13 protein-coding genes are annotated in these 19421 nt (G+C 58.1%); 3 read left to right on the top strand and 10 right to left on the bottom strand.

Going from position 1 to position 19421, the window contains the following annotated elements:
• Window positions 1-241 precede the first annotated feature (241 nt).
• The 7 genes from NB063_RS29340 to NB063_RS29310 form a co-directional block, all read right to left on the bottom strand.
• Window positions 242-406, bottom strand: a complete 165-nt coding sequence (locus NB063_RS29340; RefSeq protein ID WP_250932835.1) for a hypothetical protein — start codon at window positions 404-406, stop codon at window positions 242-244.
• 226 nt (window positions 407-632) lie between these two features.
• Complete coding sequence (gnd, locus tag NB063_RS29335; protein WP_250932833.1) at window positions 633-2105, bottom strand: decarboxylating NADP(+)-dependent phosphogluconate dehydrogenase; 1473 nt, start codon at window positions 2103-2105, stop codon at window positions 633-635.
• Between the two features lie 381 nt (window positions 2106-2486).
• Entirely contained in the window at window positions 2487-3551 is a 1065-nt protein-coding gene (locus tag NB063_RS29330; protein WP_250932831.1) for a helix-turn-helix transcriptional regulator, read from the bottom strand.
• A 108-nt stretch (window positions 3552-3659) separates the two neighbouring features.
• The gene (locus tag NB063_RS29325) at window positions 3660-5678 is read right to left on the bottom strand and encodes a DUF4340 domain-containing protein (RefSeq protein WP_250932829.1); all 2019 of its coding nucleotides are present in this window, start codon (window positions 5676-5678) and stop codon (window positions 3660-3662) included.
• A 138-nt stretch (window positions 5679-5816) separates the two neighbouring features.
• Window positions 5817-8693, bottom strand: a complete 2877-nt coding sequence (locus NB063_RS29320) for a Gldg family protein (protein WP_250932826.1) — start codon at window positions 8691-8693, stop codon at window positions 5817-5819.
• Between the two features lie 114 nt (window positions 8694-8807).
• Window positions 8808-9527, bottom strand: coding sequence for an ABC transporter ATP-binding protein (locus NB063_RS29315; protein WP_250932886.1), 720 nt, complete (start codon window positions 9525-9527; stop codon window positions 8808-8810).
• 267 nt (window positions 9528-9794) lie between these two features.
• Window positions 9795-9971 carry a DUF6800 family protein gene (locus NB063_RS29310; RefSeq protein WP_250932824.1) on the bottom strand — a complete coding sequence of 59 codons (177 nt, stop codon included), beginning with the start codon at window positions 9969-9971 and terminating at the stop codon, window positions 9795-9797.
• A 72-nt stretch (window positions 9972-10043) separates the two neighbouring features.
• Here NB063_RS29310 and NB063_RS29305 point away from each other — a divergent pair, with 72 nt between their 5' ends.
• Window positions 10044-11000: a 3-keto-disaccharide hydrolase gene (locus NB063_RS29305; RefSeq protein ID WP_250932822.1), complete on the top strand. Its 957-nt coding sequence runs from the start codon at window positions 10044-10046 to the stop codon at window positions 10998-11000.
• A 334-nt stretch (window positions 11001-11334) separates the two neighbouring features.
• Window positions 11335-12648, top strand: coding sequence for an Hpt domain-containing protein (locus NB063_RS29300; RefSeq protein ID WP_250932820.1), 1314 nt, complete (start codon window positions 11335-11337; stop codon window positions 12646-12648).
• Window positions 12649-12663: 15 nt separating this feature from the next.
• On the opposite strand, the gene NB063_RS29295 is transcribed toward NB063_RS29300, so the two are convergent.
• Window positions 12664-13599: a serine/threonine-protein kinase gene (locus NB063_RS29295; protein ID WP_250932818.1), complete on the bottom strand. Its 936-nt coding sequence runs from the start codon at window positions 13597-13599 to the stop codon at window positions 12664-12666.
• Window positions 13600-13714: 115 nt separating this feature from the next.
• On the bottom strand, window positions 13715-15886 hold the full coding sequence (locus NB063_RS29290) for an alpha-amylase/4-alpha-glucanotransferase domain-containing protein (RefSeq protein ID WP_250932816.1): 2172 nt from the start codon (window positions 15884-15886) through the stop codon (window positions 13715-13717).
• Window positions 15887-16321: 435 nt separating this feature from the next.
• Here NB063_RS29290 and NB063_RS29285 point away from each other — a divergent pair, with 435 nt between their 5' ends.
• Window positions 16322-17584, top strand: coding sequence for a DUF4013 domain-containing protein (locus NB063_RS29285; protein WP_250932812.1), 1263 nt, complete (start codon window positions 16322-16324; stop codon window positions 17582-17584).
• 408 nt (window positions 17585-17992) lie between these two features.
• Here NB063_RS29285 and NB063_RS29280 read toward each other — a convergent pair whose 3' ends face one another.
• Window positions 17993-19393: a chromosome condensation protein gene (locus NB063_RS29280; protein ID WP_250932810.1), complete on the bottom strand. Its 1401-nt coding sequence runs from the start codon at window positions 19391-19393 to the stop codon at window positions 17993-17995.
• Window positions 19394-19421: the final 28 nt, after the last annotated feature.

Raw genomic sequence — 19421 nt, 5'->3', positions numbered from 1 at the left:
GCAAGTGAATGCCGGAACTCGCAACGCCTCGGTCCGGCCTACAGTTCTTAGCGGAACGGCGCGAGCCGTCCGGTTCCGCGTTACCGGACGGCTTGCGCCGTTCCGCTACATTTGAAATCCCGGCAGTAATTAAATCGATGCCCCAACGCATGACATGTGTCACCCCGGACCTGCGTCCGAGGCTCCTGCCCATCATCACTGTCGAAATGCTCTCACGGCGTGTCGACCCGCGGTCCCGTCTTCAACGCACCATGTGCGCCGTGATTTGAGGTTTCTCGATTTGTGCTTTGCTGCTCCGCCAGTGGGAACAGACGAGCGTGGAGGCGATCAGCAGCACCAGTGACAACAGCAGGGCGACTCCGGAAATCCACAGGTCGATCTGTGACAGTTGGGGAGTCCCTTTCATGCGACGGTCTCTGGCTTCGAGTGAGTGATGAAATGCTGGCACGTGGGGCGGGGTGCCCAATTAACGCGCCAGCGAGCAAGTTCACCATTAAAACGAAACACTCGGCCACGCCAAGCTGAGCCAAATTGACGCAGTCGGTCTTATGGTGCGAAACGCGGTGGTTTTGACATCGCCGTGCGACGATCCACCGCGTTTTTTCGTCCCGGTTGCCAAGGCAACCGTTGAATTAGGGTTGCTTACGCAAGTCGAGCCACTCGCTGTGGAAGGTACCCTCGCGGTCGACACGCTGGTACGTGTGGGCGCCAAAGTAATCTCGTTGGGCTTGCAACAGGTTTGCGGGCAAACGTTCGAGGCGGTACCCGTCGAAGTAGTTCAACGCCGCACTGAAGGCGGGAACCGGGATGCCGAGCAACGACGCCGCCGACACAACGGCACGCCATCCGGCTTGAGCGTTTTCGACGGCTTCTTCGAAGTACGGATAGAGCAGCAAGTTTTCGAGATCGGGCTGTTCGCCGAACGCTTCTTTGATGCGATCGAGGAACTGAGCACGGATGATACATCCGCCCCGCCACAACAAAGCGGCTTGCCCGTAGTCGAGTTTCCAATCGTGTTCTGCCGAAGCGGCTTGGAGTTGCACAAAGCCTTGGGCGTAGCTGACGATTTTGGACGCATACAATGCGTCATGAACGGCATCGATGAACGCTTGTTTGTCGCCAGTGAGTTTCTTGGCAAGTGCCGACATTTCAGGGTTGAGCGAATCCGAAGGTCCGTTGAGCGTTTTGCTCGCTCGGGTGCGGGCTTCTTTTTGTGCCGATAGGCCACGGGCGAAAACTGCCGTAGTGACCAGCGTGCTTGGCACACCGAGGTCGAGGGCGAGTTGGCTCATCCACTTGCCGGTACCCTTCGCACCGGCGACGTCGAGGATCTTGTCGACGAGATAGCCGTCGCCGCCTTGGTCGTCCTTGGCGCTAAAGATGTCCCGGGTGATTTCGATCAGATAGCTTTGCAGAACGCCTTCGTTCCACTTCGCGAACACGTCGTAGAGTTCTTCGTTGGACAACCCGCCGAGTTCGTGCAGCAATTGGTAGGCTTCGCAGATCAACTGCATGTCGCCGTACTCAATGCCGTTGTGAACCATTTTGACGTAGTGGCCTGCACCGCGAGGGCCGACCCATTCGCAACAAGGGATGTCGTCGTTGGGACCAACCTTGGCCGCGATGGCTTGGAACATGTCTTTGATGTGGGGCCAAGCGGCTTCGGTCCCGCCGGGCATCAGACTTGGACCCTTGAGGGCTCCCTCTTCACCGCCCGAAACACCGGCACCCACGTACAACAGTCCGGCGGCTTCGACGCGTTTGGTTCGTTCTTCGGTATCGACGTAATAGGTATTGCCACCGTCGATGAGGATGTCACCTTCGTCGCACAGCGGAATGAGCGAGTCGATCAGTGCGTCGACCGCCGGGCCGGCTTTGACGAGCATCATCAATTTGCGAGGACGGGCGACGGCGGCGACGAATTCTTCGAGGGTGTGGGTGCCGACAAAGTTCTTGCCTTTGGCACGGCCGGCGAGCAGTTCGTCGACCTTGCTCGTCGTACGGTTGTAAACGGCGACCTTGTAGCCGCGGCTTTCTACGTTGAGAGCCAGGTTTTCTCCCATCACGGCCAAACCAATCAGCCCGAAATCACAGTCACCGCTCATTGTTCAATTCCACCAAGTAGGTTGTCTAAATGTGTACCTTCTGAATAAGAATTGAGATTCTAAATGCAAAGGGACGGCCCGAGAAGGTGAGAGGCATTCATCACCCTCCCGTTCGCGTGTGCGAGTCCGCAGCGAACTCTATGGAGATGGGGCGGGCGGGGCCTCGACTGAGAGCTCGCGAGCTAGCCAGCGCCGCTTTCTGGCAGGCGTATGGGAGTGATCGCGTCTCACGTAGCTGAGCCTTTCCAAGGCTCCGGAAGCGGATGACGCCCGCAATTCTCGGTCTCGGAGAGACATCGATTTAATTACAGCGGGATTTCAAAAGTAGCGGAACGGCGCGAGCCATCCGGTAACGCATCGAGCTGTAACGCTGGCAAAGAACTAGCCTTCGCCGTAACGGCTCGCTAGTGTGCTGACGACCGCCGCTACCGCGTCTCGGTATTCGGCGGGCGACAAGACTTCCGCGTCAGCACCGAGGGCCAGCACCTTGGGTAGCAGTTCGCGGGGATGCGAAGCCGGGACGGTCAAAATGAAATCGGTATCCATTTCGTCGGCGTCCTCCACCGATCCGGCGGCGTTGTCACCCGATGGAGTCACCGGTTCGAGGACTTGATCAGGGTGCCAAGGGTCTTCCTTGACGTACGACGCCGACCGTGGGCCGAGCCGAATTTGCACCTGCGTGGAGGTTTCGCCTGAAAAAATTCCGATGCTTTTGCTCAGAAATTTTGCCAAATCGACCTTCGGATCCGGCTTGAAATACTCGTCCGTGACGCGAGCCAATTTGAACCGGTCCAACTTCCAGTTCCGCAATCGTTCCGATGCGTCGGTAACTTCCGGTGCCGCCGCGACGACGTAGATGCTGCTCTGGTGGACGGCGAGGGCGTAGGGTTCGATCTGGCGGCGAGTCGATGGCCGCCCGACCGATTTGTATTCGATCTCGACGACGCGGTGTTCCAGAATGCTGCGCGTGATCGTCTTGAGCATCCCGGCCTGGGCGGCGTACGTTTTGGCCGGTGTCCCGGACACGTACAGCACCTTGCGGTATCGTTGGTAGTGTTCGTAGACGCCTTCGGGAATCGCCTCTTGGACTTTGTTCCAGAACGTCTCGATCCCTTGCCAGTACTGGGTGCCCATCAGCGGCGTGAGCAGCTCGCGTCCGATCGCGAGGGCGATCAACTCCGTCGCCGAGAACGCGATTTCGTGGACCGCGGTATGGTTGCGACCGAGCCGATAAACCTTGCCGCGATCGACCATCTCGTTTTGGATGTCGTACCCTGCGGCCTGCAACGCTTCGATGTCTCGGCGAACCGTCCGGCCGTGCAGCGTCGTCAAACCGAGGTCCGCCACGAGGTCGTACTTCAGCTCATCGATCGTCCGTCCGAAACGTGAGTCTTCGAGCAGTTGCAGCAATTTGTGCTGGCGGATGAGCTGTTCGTTGCGTGCCACGTGGGGTCCGTCCGGAAAAGGGGGCCAAGCAATCAATCGGCAGGCTCCCGCGCCCGCCGTGGCGTGGAGGCCGGCTGATCAAAATCCAGTCGGCCTCCTCGATTGGGCTCAGCGAGGAGCGTTGAGACCAGGGATCTGCATCGGGCCGCCGGCACCAAAGCCCGCGTTTGGAGCCGGGGTGGCGTTATCCGATTCGGCTTCGGTCAGCAGTTCGGCGCGGTCGATGCGGAGTTCGCGATAGGTGGTTTCGGGAATCACGTAGTACCAATCGGCGAACCGAGCGTTGAGGTCACTGACACGGCGCTTCGCTTTGTTCAAACGATCCTTCCTCGCGTCGAGCATGCGAGTGTTCTGTTTGAGAATCTTCTCTTGCTCGGCTTCGAGTCGCTCTTGCTTTTCTTCGTCGCTGAGGTCGGCAAAGGCGATCTCGTCGGACTCTTCTTCTTCAACAACTTCTTCTTCGTCAGATTCCATTTCAGCGCCTTCGCTGTCGGCGTTTTCTGTTGCGTCAGCGTCAGCCTCAGCCGTTTCGTCTGCTTGGGCGCCTTGGCCGGTACCGGTCGCCTCGCCGCTGCCTTCCACTTCGACTTCGCCGACTTCGCTTTCGGAGGTCGCAGGAGTCTCTGTCGACTCAGGAGATTCGGTGTTGTCGGAAGTTTCTTCGGAGGCGGGTTCCGTCTCCTCGGTTGGCGTTTCTTCGGTCATTTCAGGTTCACCGGACTCCGGTTCGCCTTCTTCCGCTGCATTTTCTTCTGACGGGGAATCTTCGGCGGAGGTCTCTTCCGTTTTCATTTCCTCGGCGGGTTCTTCTGAAGCCGGTTCTTCCGTCGCCGGGGTTTCAGGCTCTTCGACTTTTGGTTCGTTGGTCGCTTCCACGCCGAGCATTGCGGCGAGTTCTTCGATCGTCTGTGGAACGACTCTCAGTTCCGGTGCGGGGAACTGCGATTCGTCCACCCGTGCGGTCACGAGTAGATAGCGGTTCACGGCGGTCGACGAGCTCGAGTCATCTGAATCGTCTTCATCCTCCTCGTCCGTCAGGCCCGAAACGTTGCCGAAGCGGAGGACGTACTCGACACCGTCGTTGAGCGTCACGTCGAGCTCACCGTTGGCCGACAGGACTTCGACGGGAGCATCGGGGCCGGCTTGAACAGGAAGGAAGCCTCGATCGACGAGAGACTGCACCGCTTCGTTATCCGAAACGAGGTCTTTGTCGGCGCGGAGGTTGGCACTCATTCCGTCGGGCTTGCGGACGACGTCGACAATCTTGAGGTCGTCGAGGGCGTTCTTGATGTCGTTGAGTTTGTCTTTGTTGACGACTTGAGTCGGATCAACTTTGACTTCCACAGGATCGGCGAGCGGGTTGTCCGAAGGGTATTCGAGCAGTTGTTCGAGCTTCCAATCGCTGCCATCGGCGGCGACAACGGCGGTGTAGTTTCGGTCGACCGAGAAACCACGCGTCGACATCGAGGCGGCATAGTCTTCGATCCGCATCGACTTGATATCAATGCTGCTGAGTTGCAACAGGTCGTCTTCGATCCAGTCTTGGAATTTGGTCGAGAGTGCGGACTCGTCGAGTTCGACCACGTACACCGGGTCCTGGCCTGGTTTGCGGACATAACGACGACCCTCTTCGCCTTTGACCGGGTTGCCGATGATCAACGACGCGAGGTCTTTTTGTGATTCATCGCGGAACGTCACGAGACGACCAACGCCGACATCGCCAACTTCAAGGATTTCGAGCTTGGGCTCGATCACGCCGAGGGCTTCGTGGTCTTCGGCGTTACGGGTTTGGACGTCGAGAATTTGCAAGCCGACCAACGCGTTGGCTGCGTTCTTCATCTGTTCGACCGCGTCGGCGGGATAGCCTTTGCGGGACGGGATCGTCCACGCACCGGTTTCGCGGTCACGCCGTACCTCGAACGTTTCGACTTGCCCTTGGACTTCGTCGAACGAAACCATCTTCAAACTGGCCGCGGCTAGCGGATCTTTGAAGTTCTCGAATAGCTCCTTGCCGGGCTGGAAGGACGTTTCTTCACGCTCCGAAGCGGGCCATGAAACGAATAGACCGACGGATAGCATGACCACGCCGATCACACAGAACAGTCCGGTTTTTTGTCCTTCGTTCACTTTTGATCGTCTTTATTGAGGGAGTTCAGATGAGGGAGGTCGCCAACATTGCGATTGGCCGTCGCCCTTCCGCGGAGCGACAGCCGGCTAGGAGCGGTCGCCACGATCGAGGTGACCGTGGCGACGCTTGGGGTTCCATTACTTCAATCGGCTCTTGCTGATGTTTTCGCGTTCACGCAAACGGCGTGAGGCGAACACCATGATTCCGACAATCAACGGTGGGAAACAAGGCAACGCGACGGCCAAGGTTTTGACTTGGTTTTGAATCGCCGTGACGTCTTGGTCGGCTTCCCGACGAACGTCACGGATCTTTTGATCGCGTTCACGTTCCATCCGCTCGCGCCGCACGGCGAGCATCCGCTGTTGGTTTTCTTGTTTGATCTGGAAGGCCGTCAGCTTCTCTTGCAGAACGCTCTGTGGGACTTCGCCGTCTTCGCGTTCTTCTTGGAGTTTTTCGACTTCCTCACGTAGCGATTGCAGCTCGGTGTCGATCTTTTCTTGAGCCTCTCGGATCGTTTGGTCGAATTCCGTTTGGAAGGCACGGCTGCGGCTTCGGACTTGGCTGTTGGCCTGCTCTTTCCGTGCGTCGATCATCTTCAAGCTGGCAAAGTTCAGCTCGTGATTCCGCACGTCGATGAAGCTCGTGTCGCCGGTCAACCAATCGATCGCGTTGAGTGCGAATGTGACGTTTTGCAACTGCAGTCGCAATTCCATCTGTTTCGGGTCAGCCCGGATGATCAAGAACTCAGGCAGGATCACGTCCGTGTCAGAGACATAAACGACTTTGATGCCGTTGTTGGCGTTGGAGCTTTCTTCCGAATCGCCTTCTTCGGAGGCCGCTGATTGGCCCTCGATCGCCATCGCGATCGGCATCCGCGGGTTGATGCCTTGGATCTCTTGAGCCAGCGTCGCGGAACCGCTCAGGATTTGCCGTACCGAGTTGGCATCGAGCGTTCCCGAAACGGGGCCGGTTTGCAGCAGCGGGGTGTGTTTGAGTTTGCCGCCCTCTTTCGCTTCGACGCCACCGGCGAAGATCGCGAGCACTTGGCTGAGTCCGGCGGTGATCGGGTTGGCATCGCTCAGTGATTCGCCGGGTTCCGTGGCGAGTGCTTCGTCGATGAACAACCACAGTTCGTTTGCCGATTCGAGAGCCGGGTATGGGTTGTGCTGTTGCCAAACGAGGTCGGGAGCATACATGCCTTGAGCGGCAGCCGAACCGGGCACGTTCAGTTCCAGGACACTCCACAGCGTTCGGATGTCACCCTTGGGTTGTGGCCCGCCACCGCCCATGCCCATGAATCCGCCTGCGGATTGTTTGGGATCGCCGGTCGCGGTGATGTACGAAGCACCCACGGGACGTGGATCTTCGAAGATCGCGGTCGGCACGCCGGCTTGGATCGCGGTGACCAGCCGATCGAATTGTTGCGGATCGAGCGACGAAGGCTGCACGGCGAGCAACGCGTCGAACATGTCGGGCGAGATCGGAGCGGTCAGATCCACCTCTTCGACTTCGTATTGTTTCGCAAGTTCGTCGATCAGCGGGTGCTTCTCAATCCGCTGCATCTGCATACCCGACATCGAAACGCCACCCATCAGGTTCGCGTCCGACTTGACGATGCCGAGACGTTTGCGATTGCCGCTGGCCACGGTATTGATCGAGCGGACGAGTTCGTACTCAACCGGGATCCCGTACTCGAAAATCGGCACGGTGACCTTCTCCAAACCGGATCGGAATGCGGCCCCGAGGATCAATTGTTTCTGGGTATAGGCACCTTTCTCGCGGAAGGTACGCGTGACCGGTTCGATCCCGAATCGCTCGGCCGCGAGCGCCGCGTCTTCGCTGAACAGATCGATGCCGTCGTACAGATTGACTTCGATCGTCCGGTTGCGTTTGGCCGCCTCGGCGCGGAATTCCTTGAGCAGGTTGATCAGCTCATAACGAGTTTGGGCGTAGAGTTCCGGGACTTCGTTGCTGATAAACGCGTCAATCACGATCGGACGATCGTCGTCCAAATTGCGGATCAAGTTCTTCGTTGCGTCGGCGAGCGAGCTGACCTTTCCTTCGGTCATGTCACGGCGGCCGATTTCGTGGTTGCGGAACAACATCACGCCGCCAACGGTGAACATGACCATCGCGAGTACTCGGACGACGTAGTGCCACGCCATTTGGTTGCCGTCTTTACCACCGGTCCAGTGACGGCGTCCGATTAAGACCATGCAAACGTACAGAGCAACCGAAGCGACGAGGATGAAGTAGATCACCGACGAGGAGCTGATCACACCGCGGCCGAAGTCATCGAACGGGCGAGCGATTCCGCTGCCTTGAACCCATTCGGCGAACTTCTTGCTCGGGCTGACCGCTTCGGCTAGCGATGCGAACGCGAGTGGTGCGTTGAACAGCGCCCCGAGGATAAAGCCGACGGTCAGGTTGCCGGTCAAAAACGACGCGATCATGCCGATCGCGATCATCGCCAAACCGACGAACCAGTATCCCAAGTAAGTCGTGAAGATCAGCCCGATGTCGAGCGACCCTTCGGTCAAAATCGCCAGCGTCGTGAAGGTGCTCAGTTGGCTAAAGAGCAGCGAGGCGGTGAAAATCGATGCCGCCGCCATGTACTTACCGATCACGATGTCGAAATCGCTCGCCGGCAGCGTCAGCAGCAATTCGTCGGTGCCCTGCCGTTTTTCCTCCGCCCAAATGCTCATCGTGATCGCCGGGATGAATACCAGCATGATCATCGGGAACCAATAGTTGAGTTGGTCGAGCGTCGCGAGGTTGGCGTTGAAAAACTCATACGGCCAAAACGCAGCCACCGACGTCAAGAAGACGAAGATGCACAAGAACACATAGCCCGTCGGGTTGCTGAAATAGCCGATGAAGTTTCGTTTCATCACCGCGAAAGCGGCCCGTTTGGTTCCCGCGAGCAGCAGGACGATGCCGAGCAACAACAACAGGAATACTGCGTCATAGACCAGTACACTGAGAAGGGCCATCGAAACGTAGTTAAGAGCCATGGACTAAGAGCTGAGTGAGGGCAGAGGAATAAGGATTGGGGAGAAGGGCAGATGCCTGAGTGAACGTCGAGGGCGAACATGAAACGGCGATGATGCCGTCGCCGCCCTCACGGCTCAGCCTTCTTTTTGGCCGGTGAGTTCGTGGAACGCTTCGTTCAAGTCACCGTGGCCGGTCGTACGCAAGCCTTCGACATCGCCATCGTAGACCTTGCGTCCTTCATTGATCAGGATGACGCGGTCCGCCATCGCTTCGACTTCTTGAAGGATGTGCGTCGACAGCAAAATCGTTTTCGTTTCGCTGAGTTTACGCATCGTGCGGCGAACGCCTCGGATCTGGTTGGGATCCAAACCGGCGGTCGGTTCGTCGAGGATCAAAACATCCGGTTCGTGCAACAACGCTTGGCTCATCCCGACACGCTGTTTGAAACCTTTGGATAGTTTGCTGATCGGTTTGTAGATCACCGAACTGAGGTCGCAGATGTCGATGACTTTGTCGATCTGGTCTTTCTTCTTCGCACTCGAAAGGCCCCGCGCGTCGGCAAAGAATTCGAGCATGCCCAGGGGCGTCATCTCGGGATAAAGAGGTCCGTTCTCGGGCAAATATCCCAACCGATGGCTGCCGGCGATGCGGTCGTCCATCATGTTGTGCCCGGCGATTTTCGCATAGCCTTCGCTGGGGGCGATGTATCCCGTGAGCATCTTCATCGTGGTGCTTTTGCCGGCACCGTTGGGGCCCAGGAATGCAACCAGTTCGCCTTTCTTGACCGAAAACGTGACGTCACGTGCGGCGGCGAACGGACCGTAGAATTTGCTCAGCCCGACGGCTTCGATCATCGTCGTTTGGGCATCTCGTTTGGCCGACGACGTGTTCTTGGAAAGCTCGATTGCGGCCGAATCGGTTTGGCTTGCAGGTTCTGCCATCGAGTCAAAATCCGGAATTCATGGGGAAATGGGAAATCAGCGGAGAATGTCCGTAAAGGTTTTTTGGCTCGTGCCTACGCCAGACACGCGCCGATGGTTCAACGAAAACGCCACACGGGCGAAAGAGCCCGGATGAATTGTCACCGGTGGATTCACCGGTGACAGCTCGTTCAAAACGGATTAGGCGAGGCCTTCTCGCTTGATGATGACGTCCGCACCTGGGGTCATCCGGCGGAATTTGCGGGCGGCTTCGGCCTTGTCGATCGTCCCTGCTTTCACGCGGTTGAGCAACTTGGTGGTCTTTTTGCGGCGGGCACGCAGGCGGCTGATTTCTCGACGTCGTTCTGTTCCAGGCATAGTCTTTAGATCGGTGGAAAGGAATGATGGGGGAGGTCGCAATGGTGCGATCTCGGTGAGGATTATCGCGCGATGGGCGAGTTGCGAAAGGGGGCGACGCGGCGGGAGCATCAGGGATGTGCTATTTTGCTGCAAATTCTCGCCACACTACCATTTCAACCCGCTGATCCGCTGATGAAACTGACTGCCTTGCTGACGTTGCCGATCCTTGTTTTGTTCGCCGGTCAGTGCGGTGGGGTGAACGCCCAAACGCAATCGCCCGCCGACTCGGCCCGCCCGGGCGACGAGGTCACCGTGAGTGACTCCCCTCCGAATGCTGGTGTCCCCTCAGGCAGTGAATCGTTGATAACCCCGGTCCTCGCCGACGGATGGACCGGATCGCTCTCCGATTGGCGGGTCGAGGACGGTGTCCTGATCGGGACCGCGGACGGTTCGCTCAAGCAAAACCGATTTATCGTTTCCAAAACTCCGCCCGTCGAAGATTTCGAGCTCAGCGTCGACGTTTGGGTCAGCGCGGCGGGAAACAGCGGGCTGCAATATCGCAGCGAAGTGCTCGACGAGATCGGTCCCGACGTCATGACCGGCTACCAATGCGACGTCGTCGCCGCGGTGCCGAAGTACAACGGGATGCTCTACGAAGAGCGGGGCCGCCGGATTTTGTGTCACACCGGCGAGAGTGTGATCACCGACGCGTCGGGGCAAGGCTGGGTGTTGCCCGACGCGACCTCGCCGCCGCCGGTTTTTCCCGCCGAGCAGTGGCATCGCTATCACGTGATTGTTCGTGGAAATCACCATCAACATTGGATCGACAATGTTTTGACCGCGGATCATCTCGACCTCGACCCGAAAGGTCGCAGGCTGTCGGGCAAAATCGGAGTTCAGGTCCACGTTGGGCCGGCGATGGAGGTCCGCTATCGCAATTTTTACTTGACGCGACTGACGCCCACGACGCCGCCGGACGAGGTTGCCGAAATCCCGAAGGACGCGGGCAAGATCGTCCCGCAAGGCGGTTGGAAGAAAAAGAAGTAGCCGTCTGTGCTCCGAAAATAGCGGATCTTCCAGATAATCCGATCGCGGGGTGATTATCGACCGACCGATCGTCGCCTCAGGGGCCTGTTCAGGCGTCCTCGTGCGTTTTGTGGGTTAAGTAACCCTACTGATTTCATCGCGGATGGGATTCACGTCGCGGAAAAACGGGGCGTGTGCACGACAGAACGCCGTCGCTCGGGCAGTCTCGCGTCGCGGTCAAGCGTCAGCTCTCCGCGTAACGCTACTCAGGAGGCGCCTTCCTCGCCATCGTCTGAGAACCGCGGGCGGCCCGCTCTCGGGTTGGTTACTCTGATAACAACGAAGAACTTGATCGATGGACGATTCGGAATTGCATGCGGTCTTGATCGAAGAGGCGCGTGAACATCTCAGCGACCTCGAAACGCGGTTGCTCGAAATCAAATCACCTCACTCGCACGACGCGGACGTGTCGGTGCAGGCCGGTTTGCGTGTCATCGGTTCGCTGCAAGACGTTGCCAGTTCGCTCGGGCTCAGGCAAATCAGCGAAGTCGCGTGCCGTCTCGAAAAAATCCTCACCCGCTACCGCGACAAAACGCTGCTGCCCGATTCGCTCTCGGTCAACGTGATGCTGGCCGCGGGCGATCATTTGAAAGAGGTGATCGATTGCGTCGAAACGGGTGACGACATCGACGGTTCCGTCGTTTGTCGGCGTCTCGATGCGATCTTGTTGCAGTCGTCTGCCGACCAGCTTACCCCGACCAGTCGTCGGGGATCGGCCGCCCAGCCCAAGACGCCGGCGCCGAAGGGCCGAAGCACGATTGAGCGAAAGCCGCCGGTCCAGCGAAAGCCTTCGCCGAGAAAAATCGATTTCGTGACCGATCGAGTCATCGATTCGCTCGATCGAGTTGATTCGCACGTGGGCGACGTTCTGATGGGCTGTGACGTGCCGCCTGCTCCAATACCGTCCGGTGTCGCTCCGGATCACCAGGGCTCGACCGGGCGAATCGGCTCCAAGGTTTGTGTCAACGCGGCGATGCTCGATCGTCTGACGCTCTTGGCTGGCGAACTCGCGACCAACCGCGATCAATGGATGGCCTTGCTCTCCGATGGGACGTTGCCAAACGCCATCGATTCGTGTTCCGCCGATGCTCGCGGCAGTCTGCCAGCGATTGCCGGCCAGCTTAATCGCGTGGCGGACGAACTGCATGACACGATCGCGCAGGTTCGCATGCAACCGATTGAAAACCTATTTGCGCGATTGAAGAACGAGGTCCGTGATCTGGGCGTTGCTCTGGGCAAGACCATCGAACTGAAAACCCAGGGCGGCGAAGTCGAGGTCGACAATGCGATTCTGCAAACGCTAGCCGATCCGCTAACGCATCTCGTGCGAAACGCGTGCGTCCACGGCGTGGAGTCCTCCGCAACACGTCAGGCGATCGGCAAACCCGCAGTCGGTACTGTGTCGCTGTGCGGTTATCAAGACGCCGGCAGTCTCACGGTCGAGGTCGCGGACGACGGTGCTGGATTCGATCCCGATGTTTTGCAAGCGAACGCCGTGGGGCGATTGCACAACGCAATGAAGATCGACGTGGTCTCCGCGATCGGTACCGGAACCACGGTTCGTGTCACCGTGCCCCTGACGCTTCGAAAAGGCGAGACCGCCTCTTAAACGATTGCGTTTGAGCTAGGCAGCGCGCCGCGTGGATCGGCGGGCTGATTTGGACGCGGTCGATTTGTCCGTGATCACGCTGCGGATTCGCTCGAGCGCGTTGTGCATCGCGACGCCATCACGGAACCGTTTGCTCGGCGTCGGGTGAATCGCTTTGCGAACCCAATCGACGAAATCTTGATTGAGTCCCTTGCGGAACTTTGCGTACGACGGAAGCGGTGGTTCGAACGGGTACTCGGGCAAAGCGCCTGCCAACATGCGGTAGACGATCAAACCGAGCGCGAATACGTCGCTGCGAAACGTCGGTTTCCCCATCGCTTGTTCGGGTGCGATGTATCCGAGCGTTCCCGACGCGGATACGGCGTGTCGCCGCGTTTGATTGCGGGCCAATCCGAAATCTGTCAAACAGATCCGGTTACCTGGGAACAGGATAAAGTTTTCGGGCTTGAGGTCCCGGTGCAGCACATTGTTCTCGTGTGCGTGAGCCAGCGAGGCGGTCATCTGCCGGATGTAATCGACTGCGGTCACTCGGGACAGCCGGCGGCAGAGGCGATCGTGTAGGCTTTCTTCGCCGAGCGGGAAGACCATCACGAATTGGCCGTCGATATAGCGAGCGTCCTTCAGTGGCAGGACGTTCGGGTGTGAGAGTCCCGCCATGATACGCACCTCACGCTGCACATCGTCGAACGATTGTGACAACGCGTCATTAGTGAGGTCAGGCAATTTCAATGCCACCGATCGGTCTTCGATCGTATCGTGAGCCTGAAAGACGACGGCAAATCCGCCCTCACCGAGTCGACGCACCAAACGATATTTGTCCAATCGCGTACCCGCACGCAAACGGCGTGAAGGCTCGTTGTCAGGCATCACCAATCGAAGCTTTGCGGTCACTCGCAGGTTCTCTGTCAAGAGTTCAGGGACGATCCTCGTCGCGCGGGCAGCCATCGTCATCCTGACGGTGGTCCATGTTCCCGGAAATGTTGCATTCCGCAATCCATGGCGAGGCTCTTATGTCGTTCCGAGCGGGCTTGGCGAGGTACCGCCTACGCGTCGTCGGAACGCGGAGTTAATTGTTGGTTTGCTCGGCAAACATCCGATGCGTTGCCAGCTCTTCTGACTTGCCGCAACGCGTGGACACATCGATCCGAACAGCCCATCGGCCTTCGGCGTCCGCTTGCACGATCCAGTGTGGCATTACGCAGACGCTTTGGTGGACAAGTTCGAAACCTGCTTCGCTCTGGCTGACCGTTTGGATGGGGAACGCCCAGATGCCGCTGTCGCGATCACACTTCAAATCCACGTCCACGTCGAGCCATCGGTCCGAAAGTGACAAGCCACGGGTGTTGGGCAAGTCAATGGTTTCGCCGAGTTGGCCGAGTTGGTTGCCGTCGGCGTCGCTGAAGTAACGGTCATCGGCGCCCGATGGCAAACCGGCAAAGTTCCATTCAATTGCGAAGTGCAGCGGTCGTCCTGGTGGGAGATTTTCGAGCAGATACGCGACCGACATCGTGTCGCTGTCTTGGCAAATCGTCACCGCTTTGGTGATCGTGATCGGAACACCCCAGGCGTTGCCGTCGCGTCGCATTTGCACCTGCACGCGATCACCGCCGCGACGCAGTTTTGCTTCGAACGGCAGTTCGACGAAATCACCTCGCTCGAGCGAATCACCCGACATCACCGACTCAAGAGTCGCTTCGTTGTCAAAGAAGTGATCCATCATGCTCTTGCGAGGGTAACGATCGTATTGCACGCATTCGTCGAGGCCCTCTTGTTTGAAGACCACGCGGTCGTGGATGCTGGCCACGTCTCCATCGCCGGCGCCGGGACCCGCCAACACTTTGCGGTGATAAGCTTCGGGGCGTCGTTGCAACGTGGCGAGTAAGTTGTGATTGAGATTGCGAAGGTCCCACTCGTACATCCGTCCGCCGCAGGCCGGGTCGAACCACAGCACCATATCTTCGTTCGACAATCGGACTTCTTGGTGGCCGTCGAAGTCATAATCCGCGGCTGTGGCGATCGCGCTGCTGGCGGTTCCTTCGAGTTGTTCGAGGATCGTGTCGGCGGCGATCAAGTGTTCGAAAACGGCGTTGCGAAGGTGTGGCAGATAAATGCCGCCGAACGCGCCGTGCCAATACGGGCAGTTGCACTGGCCGCGGTACAGATGATCGCGGGCTTCGGCGATCACGCCGGCGTCGAGACCCGCCTCTTCTGCCTTCGCCAATCGATCGCTGACATACATCATCCGTGCGTACATTTCGTTGGTCTCTTCGTACTTCGTTTTGAAGTTACGCCAGAAACCGCCCCGCACGAAAGTTTCCAAACGAGACCACTCGGGGCTCTTCTCGAGCGAGTGCGTGACGTCTTCGAGAGTTTCTTGGGCTTCGACCGGAAGCGACCATTCGGTCATCTCGCGGTAGCTGCAGTCGGGCAGATACGCTTTGCCGGCTGCGGGAACCCGGTGGATCGCTTCGGCAAGCGATACCGTGTGCAGCCATTCTTGGTTTTCGGTCAGTGCGTCAAAAAACGAACGCAACCAACCTTGATCGTAGACGTGGGCTTTGGTGTCGGGCCAAGTGCCGAATTTTTCGCCGTCGTCACCGAACGTCATGACCGCACCGGGGTGACGATTGGCGACGTCGTGCAAGTAAGAAATCGTTTCGTCCACCGGACGGAACGGGATCGTGTAACGCAAGTGTTCACTGCCGGGGAATATTCGCAGCAACCGGCCTTGGTCTTCGACGAGGTAGTAGCTCGTCAGGTCTTCGTTTTTGAGGCCGGCGGCTTTGAAGTGGTAATCGTCCAAGACGGTGTAGTGCATGCCGGCGTCGACCACGTCCGCAGTCAAGCTCGATTCCCACACCCGCTCCGGTGTCCACATTCCGCCAGGCGTGACACCGACGGTGCGTTGCAGCCAGCGACTATACGATTGGATTTGCCCGATCCGGTCACGGCTCGGCAGCATCGTCAAAATCGGCTCGTACTGCGGCCCGCCGATGATCTCGATCCGTCCGGCTTCGACGAGCAATCGAATGCGGTCGAGATACTCGGGGTGACGATCGGCCAGCCACATCATCAGCGGCCCGGACGTGTGCAAGGAGATCTGTAACGCTTCGTAAGGTTCAAATACCTCGAGAAACGGCAGGTAGCTATCTTGATAGGACTGCTCAAAGACGCCGTCGAAGTTGCCGATCGGTTGGTGATTGTGCAGAACCAAGCAGAGATGAACGTGCGGCGTCATGGCGTTTTGCAAAAACGTGGAAGGGGAGGTTTGAGGTCTCGATGGTGCGTATTCTAGGGTTACTTTCGTTCGTTCCGAATCCCATCGATGATCGGATTGGAACGAATGCTCCGGTTTTTTTACCCGGTAGCCCGGCTTTGCCCGGATATCCCGACAAACTTGGGTAATATCGAGAAACCACGCAATCACTAAACTCGCGTGACCATCAACGCTTGTATCGTCGTTTTCGACGGAAAAGTTGAACGATTGCCAAGATCCGCGACAGGTCGACGAATGTCACCTCGGTAGAATAAATGCTCCATCCTTTGCCGCTCCGGTGTGAAACGCCCACTGCCGGCCGAGAGCGTCAAAAGGATCCGGTCGGAATGATTCCGCCCGAGGTACGCGAACGAACCAGGCAATCGCCATCCAATCCTCTCCACCCCAAATAGCACGATGAGTTGGGCCAGCACCGCAGTGGAGCACGAGAGTGCCCCTCGCACGGAGTTTTTTCCTGAATTTCGGACCGCGGAGGCTGCGGAGTCGATCGGCTCAAACCATTGGATGAAACGGACGTGGGCGTTCGCGTCCGCCTCGGTATGGAACCTGTGGTGCCTCGCGAGTTTGATCGTATTGCTCGCGATCGTTACCGCGATCCCGCTGCTACAGCTGACCGTGCTCGGTTACCTGTTGCTGGTCGCAGGGCGATTGACCCGTGGCATGACGATCCGGCAGAGCGTTCCGGGGCTGGGTGCCGCGGGGCAAATGGGGATCGTGTTCGGGTCGCTCGGCCTCGCATCGTTGCCGATCCGCTTGTTCGTTCACTGGGAGTCGGTGGCTGCGATTATTGAGCCGGACTCGGCCCGGGCCAGCATTCTGTGGTCGGTCTCGATCGCGTTTTCAATCGCCGCCACGGTGTATCTGTGGTGGGCATGGGCCAGAGGCGGGCGAGTGCGGCATTTTCTATGGCCTGAACCGATCCGGTTCCTCCGTGAATCGTGGCGACCCTCGACGTGGTCGGACATTTCTGACCGGCTGTGGCGGTTCCTCGTTTCACTCAAACTGCCGATGTTGTTTTGGCTCGGAGTTCGTGGGGCCGTCGGCACGCTGATCTGGTTGTTCCCCGCGATGGTGATCATGAATGTGACGCGGGAAGGCGCCGCAGCGGCCGCGGGACTGCTCGGGGCGATCGCGTTTCTCGCTCTCGGGTACGTGATGTTGACGCTGCCGATGCTGCAGGCCCATTTCGCTGCTGAAAACCAGTTTCGAGCGATGTTCCATTGGCGACGTGTCAGGCAAGATCTCCGCTACGCGCCCTGGAGTTACGCTGCCGCGATGCTCGTCGCACTGGTCTTGTTACCCATTCCGCTGTACCTGCTCAAGATCGAAGCGACGCCGCAAGAGATCGCGTGGCTGCCGTGCCTCGTTTTCGTCGCCTTCATGTTGCCCGCCCACATCGCAACCGGGCTGGCGATGCGGCGATGCCGCCGGTTACACGCCATCGCCGATGCGTCTGCCGATGACGCACCCATTCCCGGAAACTTTCGTCGCCGATGGAACGCGTTTTCACGATTCGCAGTGCGTTTCCTCGTTGCCCCCGCAATCGTGATCGTCTATCTCGTCGTGCTGTTAGCGAGCCAGTACACGAGTTGGGACGGGGTCGACACCTGGATCCGCCAACACGCCCTCCTCGTCCCGGTGCCATTTGTGGGCATCTAAAAATGCCAGCTGTACGCCTCGCGATAACCGTGGACGCAAGTCATTAGGACAGGTGTGCGAACCAGTAGTGGTGGCTTCCAGCCGCCGTCGGTCCTGCATTGGCGGCTAGAAGCCACCACGACATCGAAAATGCAGATGCTCTTACTGGACACCGCAACTTTCTGGCACACGTATTGGCGTTTGTCTCTCACGTAGCTGAGCCTCTCGGGACGTCGATTGTATTACTGAAAGATTTCAAATGTAGCGGAACGGCGCGAGCCGTCTGGTGACTCGGGACCGGACGGCTCGCGCCGTTCCGCTAAAAAAGGCACTAAAACAATCAACGTCCCCCGAGGCTCAGAAAGTGGGTAACGCGCGCAATACTCGGTCTCGGAGAGCCCGAGCTAAGTGATTGGTGACGCTGTCCGTTTAAGCATCCGCGAGTAGATTTTCAATCGATGCCACGTAGTGGTTCAAGAAATCACGGCTGTCTTCGACAGAGAACCGCTGCGGATCGCAGCGCAAGCAGATCTTAAGCACACGACGATAGGTAAACACCGAAATCGTCAGACGTGTGCCGTTACGCATCGGAGGCACACCGTTGATGTCGGTCATCAACAGGTTGCCAGCCTTCAGCAAACCTTTCACGCTCGGGAACGAGACGCTGAACCGCTTCGTCGGATCACCCGTGTTCGAAACGATCGCCGTTGCCAATCGGCGGCGTCCGGCGAAGCCCCGTTTGAGCCACGTCGGCACGCGGGTTAAGAACGCCATCACGTTCATGAACGGGGTGGTGTGTCGCGTGTGTTTGAGTTTGAGTAGTTCTTGAGCGAGTGAATCGATCAACTGAGGTGTGTCAACACATTCGCTCCGCCGGCGACGAATCAATGCGTATGTGACCAAGTTCGCAGCCGTCGACAATCGCGTGTCGGCTTCCCGCAAGTCCATCGGCATCATGATGCAGTACTTGCCGCGATGTCGATCGCCTTGAAGATCGCTCCACGTGTTCAAGGAAACCAGCAGTTGTTGGATCAATAACTCGTTGGTTGCTTGGCCTCTCGCTTCGGCAACATGTCTGAGTTTTTTATAGCGAAGCTTATCAAATTCGAAGTCGCATAGACCGGGGAACAACGGCTCAGGTTTGTCTCCCGCGGGAGTTTCTCGCTTGCCACGTTTGGTCGACAGCGAATGCATTGTTTGAATGGCGAGTCTGTAAGCCTCTGGGCGATCAAACGTGATCTTGCCATTGGCGTCGCGATAACGCTCAACGTTGTACGACGCTTTGACTCGCATCCGTAATTGCAGCGGATCGAAGTCCGGTAACGGTGCATCGACGGGTTCACCAACCAAATCGGCATAGAACCACAACCAATCACCGAGCAGTTGGTAGGCACCGATGCCATCACAGGTGGCATGGTGAAACTGCGTCGTGATCACGCAGCGGCCCTCACCCGTTCGAATCCAAACTCGCAATCCGACTTCGCTGCGCAAGTCGATCGCTTCGCCTTTGGGGAGTTCCAATGGCTCGCCAATCTCGCCCCATGAGATCTCTACATGAGGATTCGGCGCCGCGACCCAACAATCGCGATTGCCTTTGGCCGGTTGCACGATCGCTTGTAACAACGGGTGGCGATCCAAGGCCAACGGCAAGGCGCGGGTGATCGCATGGCGATCGATTTCACCGTCGAACTCCATTTTGACAATAAATGTCATTGGATAGTCCACCCGGTCGTCCCATAACATATATTCTTCGAATGGCGTCAGATATAATGGGAACAATCGGGGCGATCGAACCGGGGTGGCGGCTTGAGTGGCTTGGGCTGTGGACATGGAATCTCTCCCGCGTTCATGCGGTGAG

The organism is Aporhodopirellula aestuarii (assembly GCF_023701485.1).
Taxonomy (GTDB): Bacteria; Planctomycetota; Planctomycetia; order Pirellulales; family Pirellulaceae; genus Rhodopirellula; species Rhodopirellula aestuarii.
This window is presented reverse-complemented; position numbering and strand designations above follow the sequence as displayed.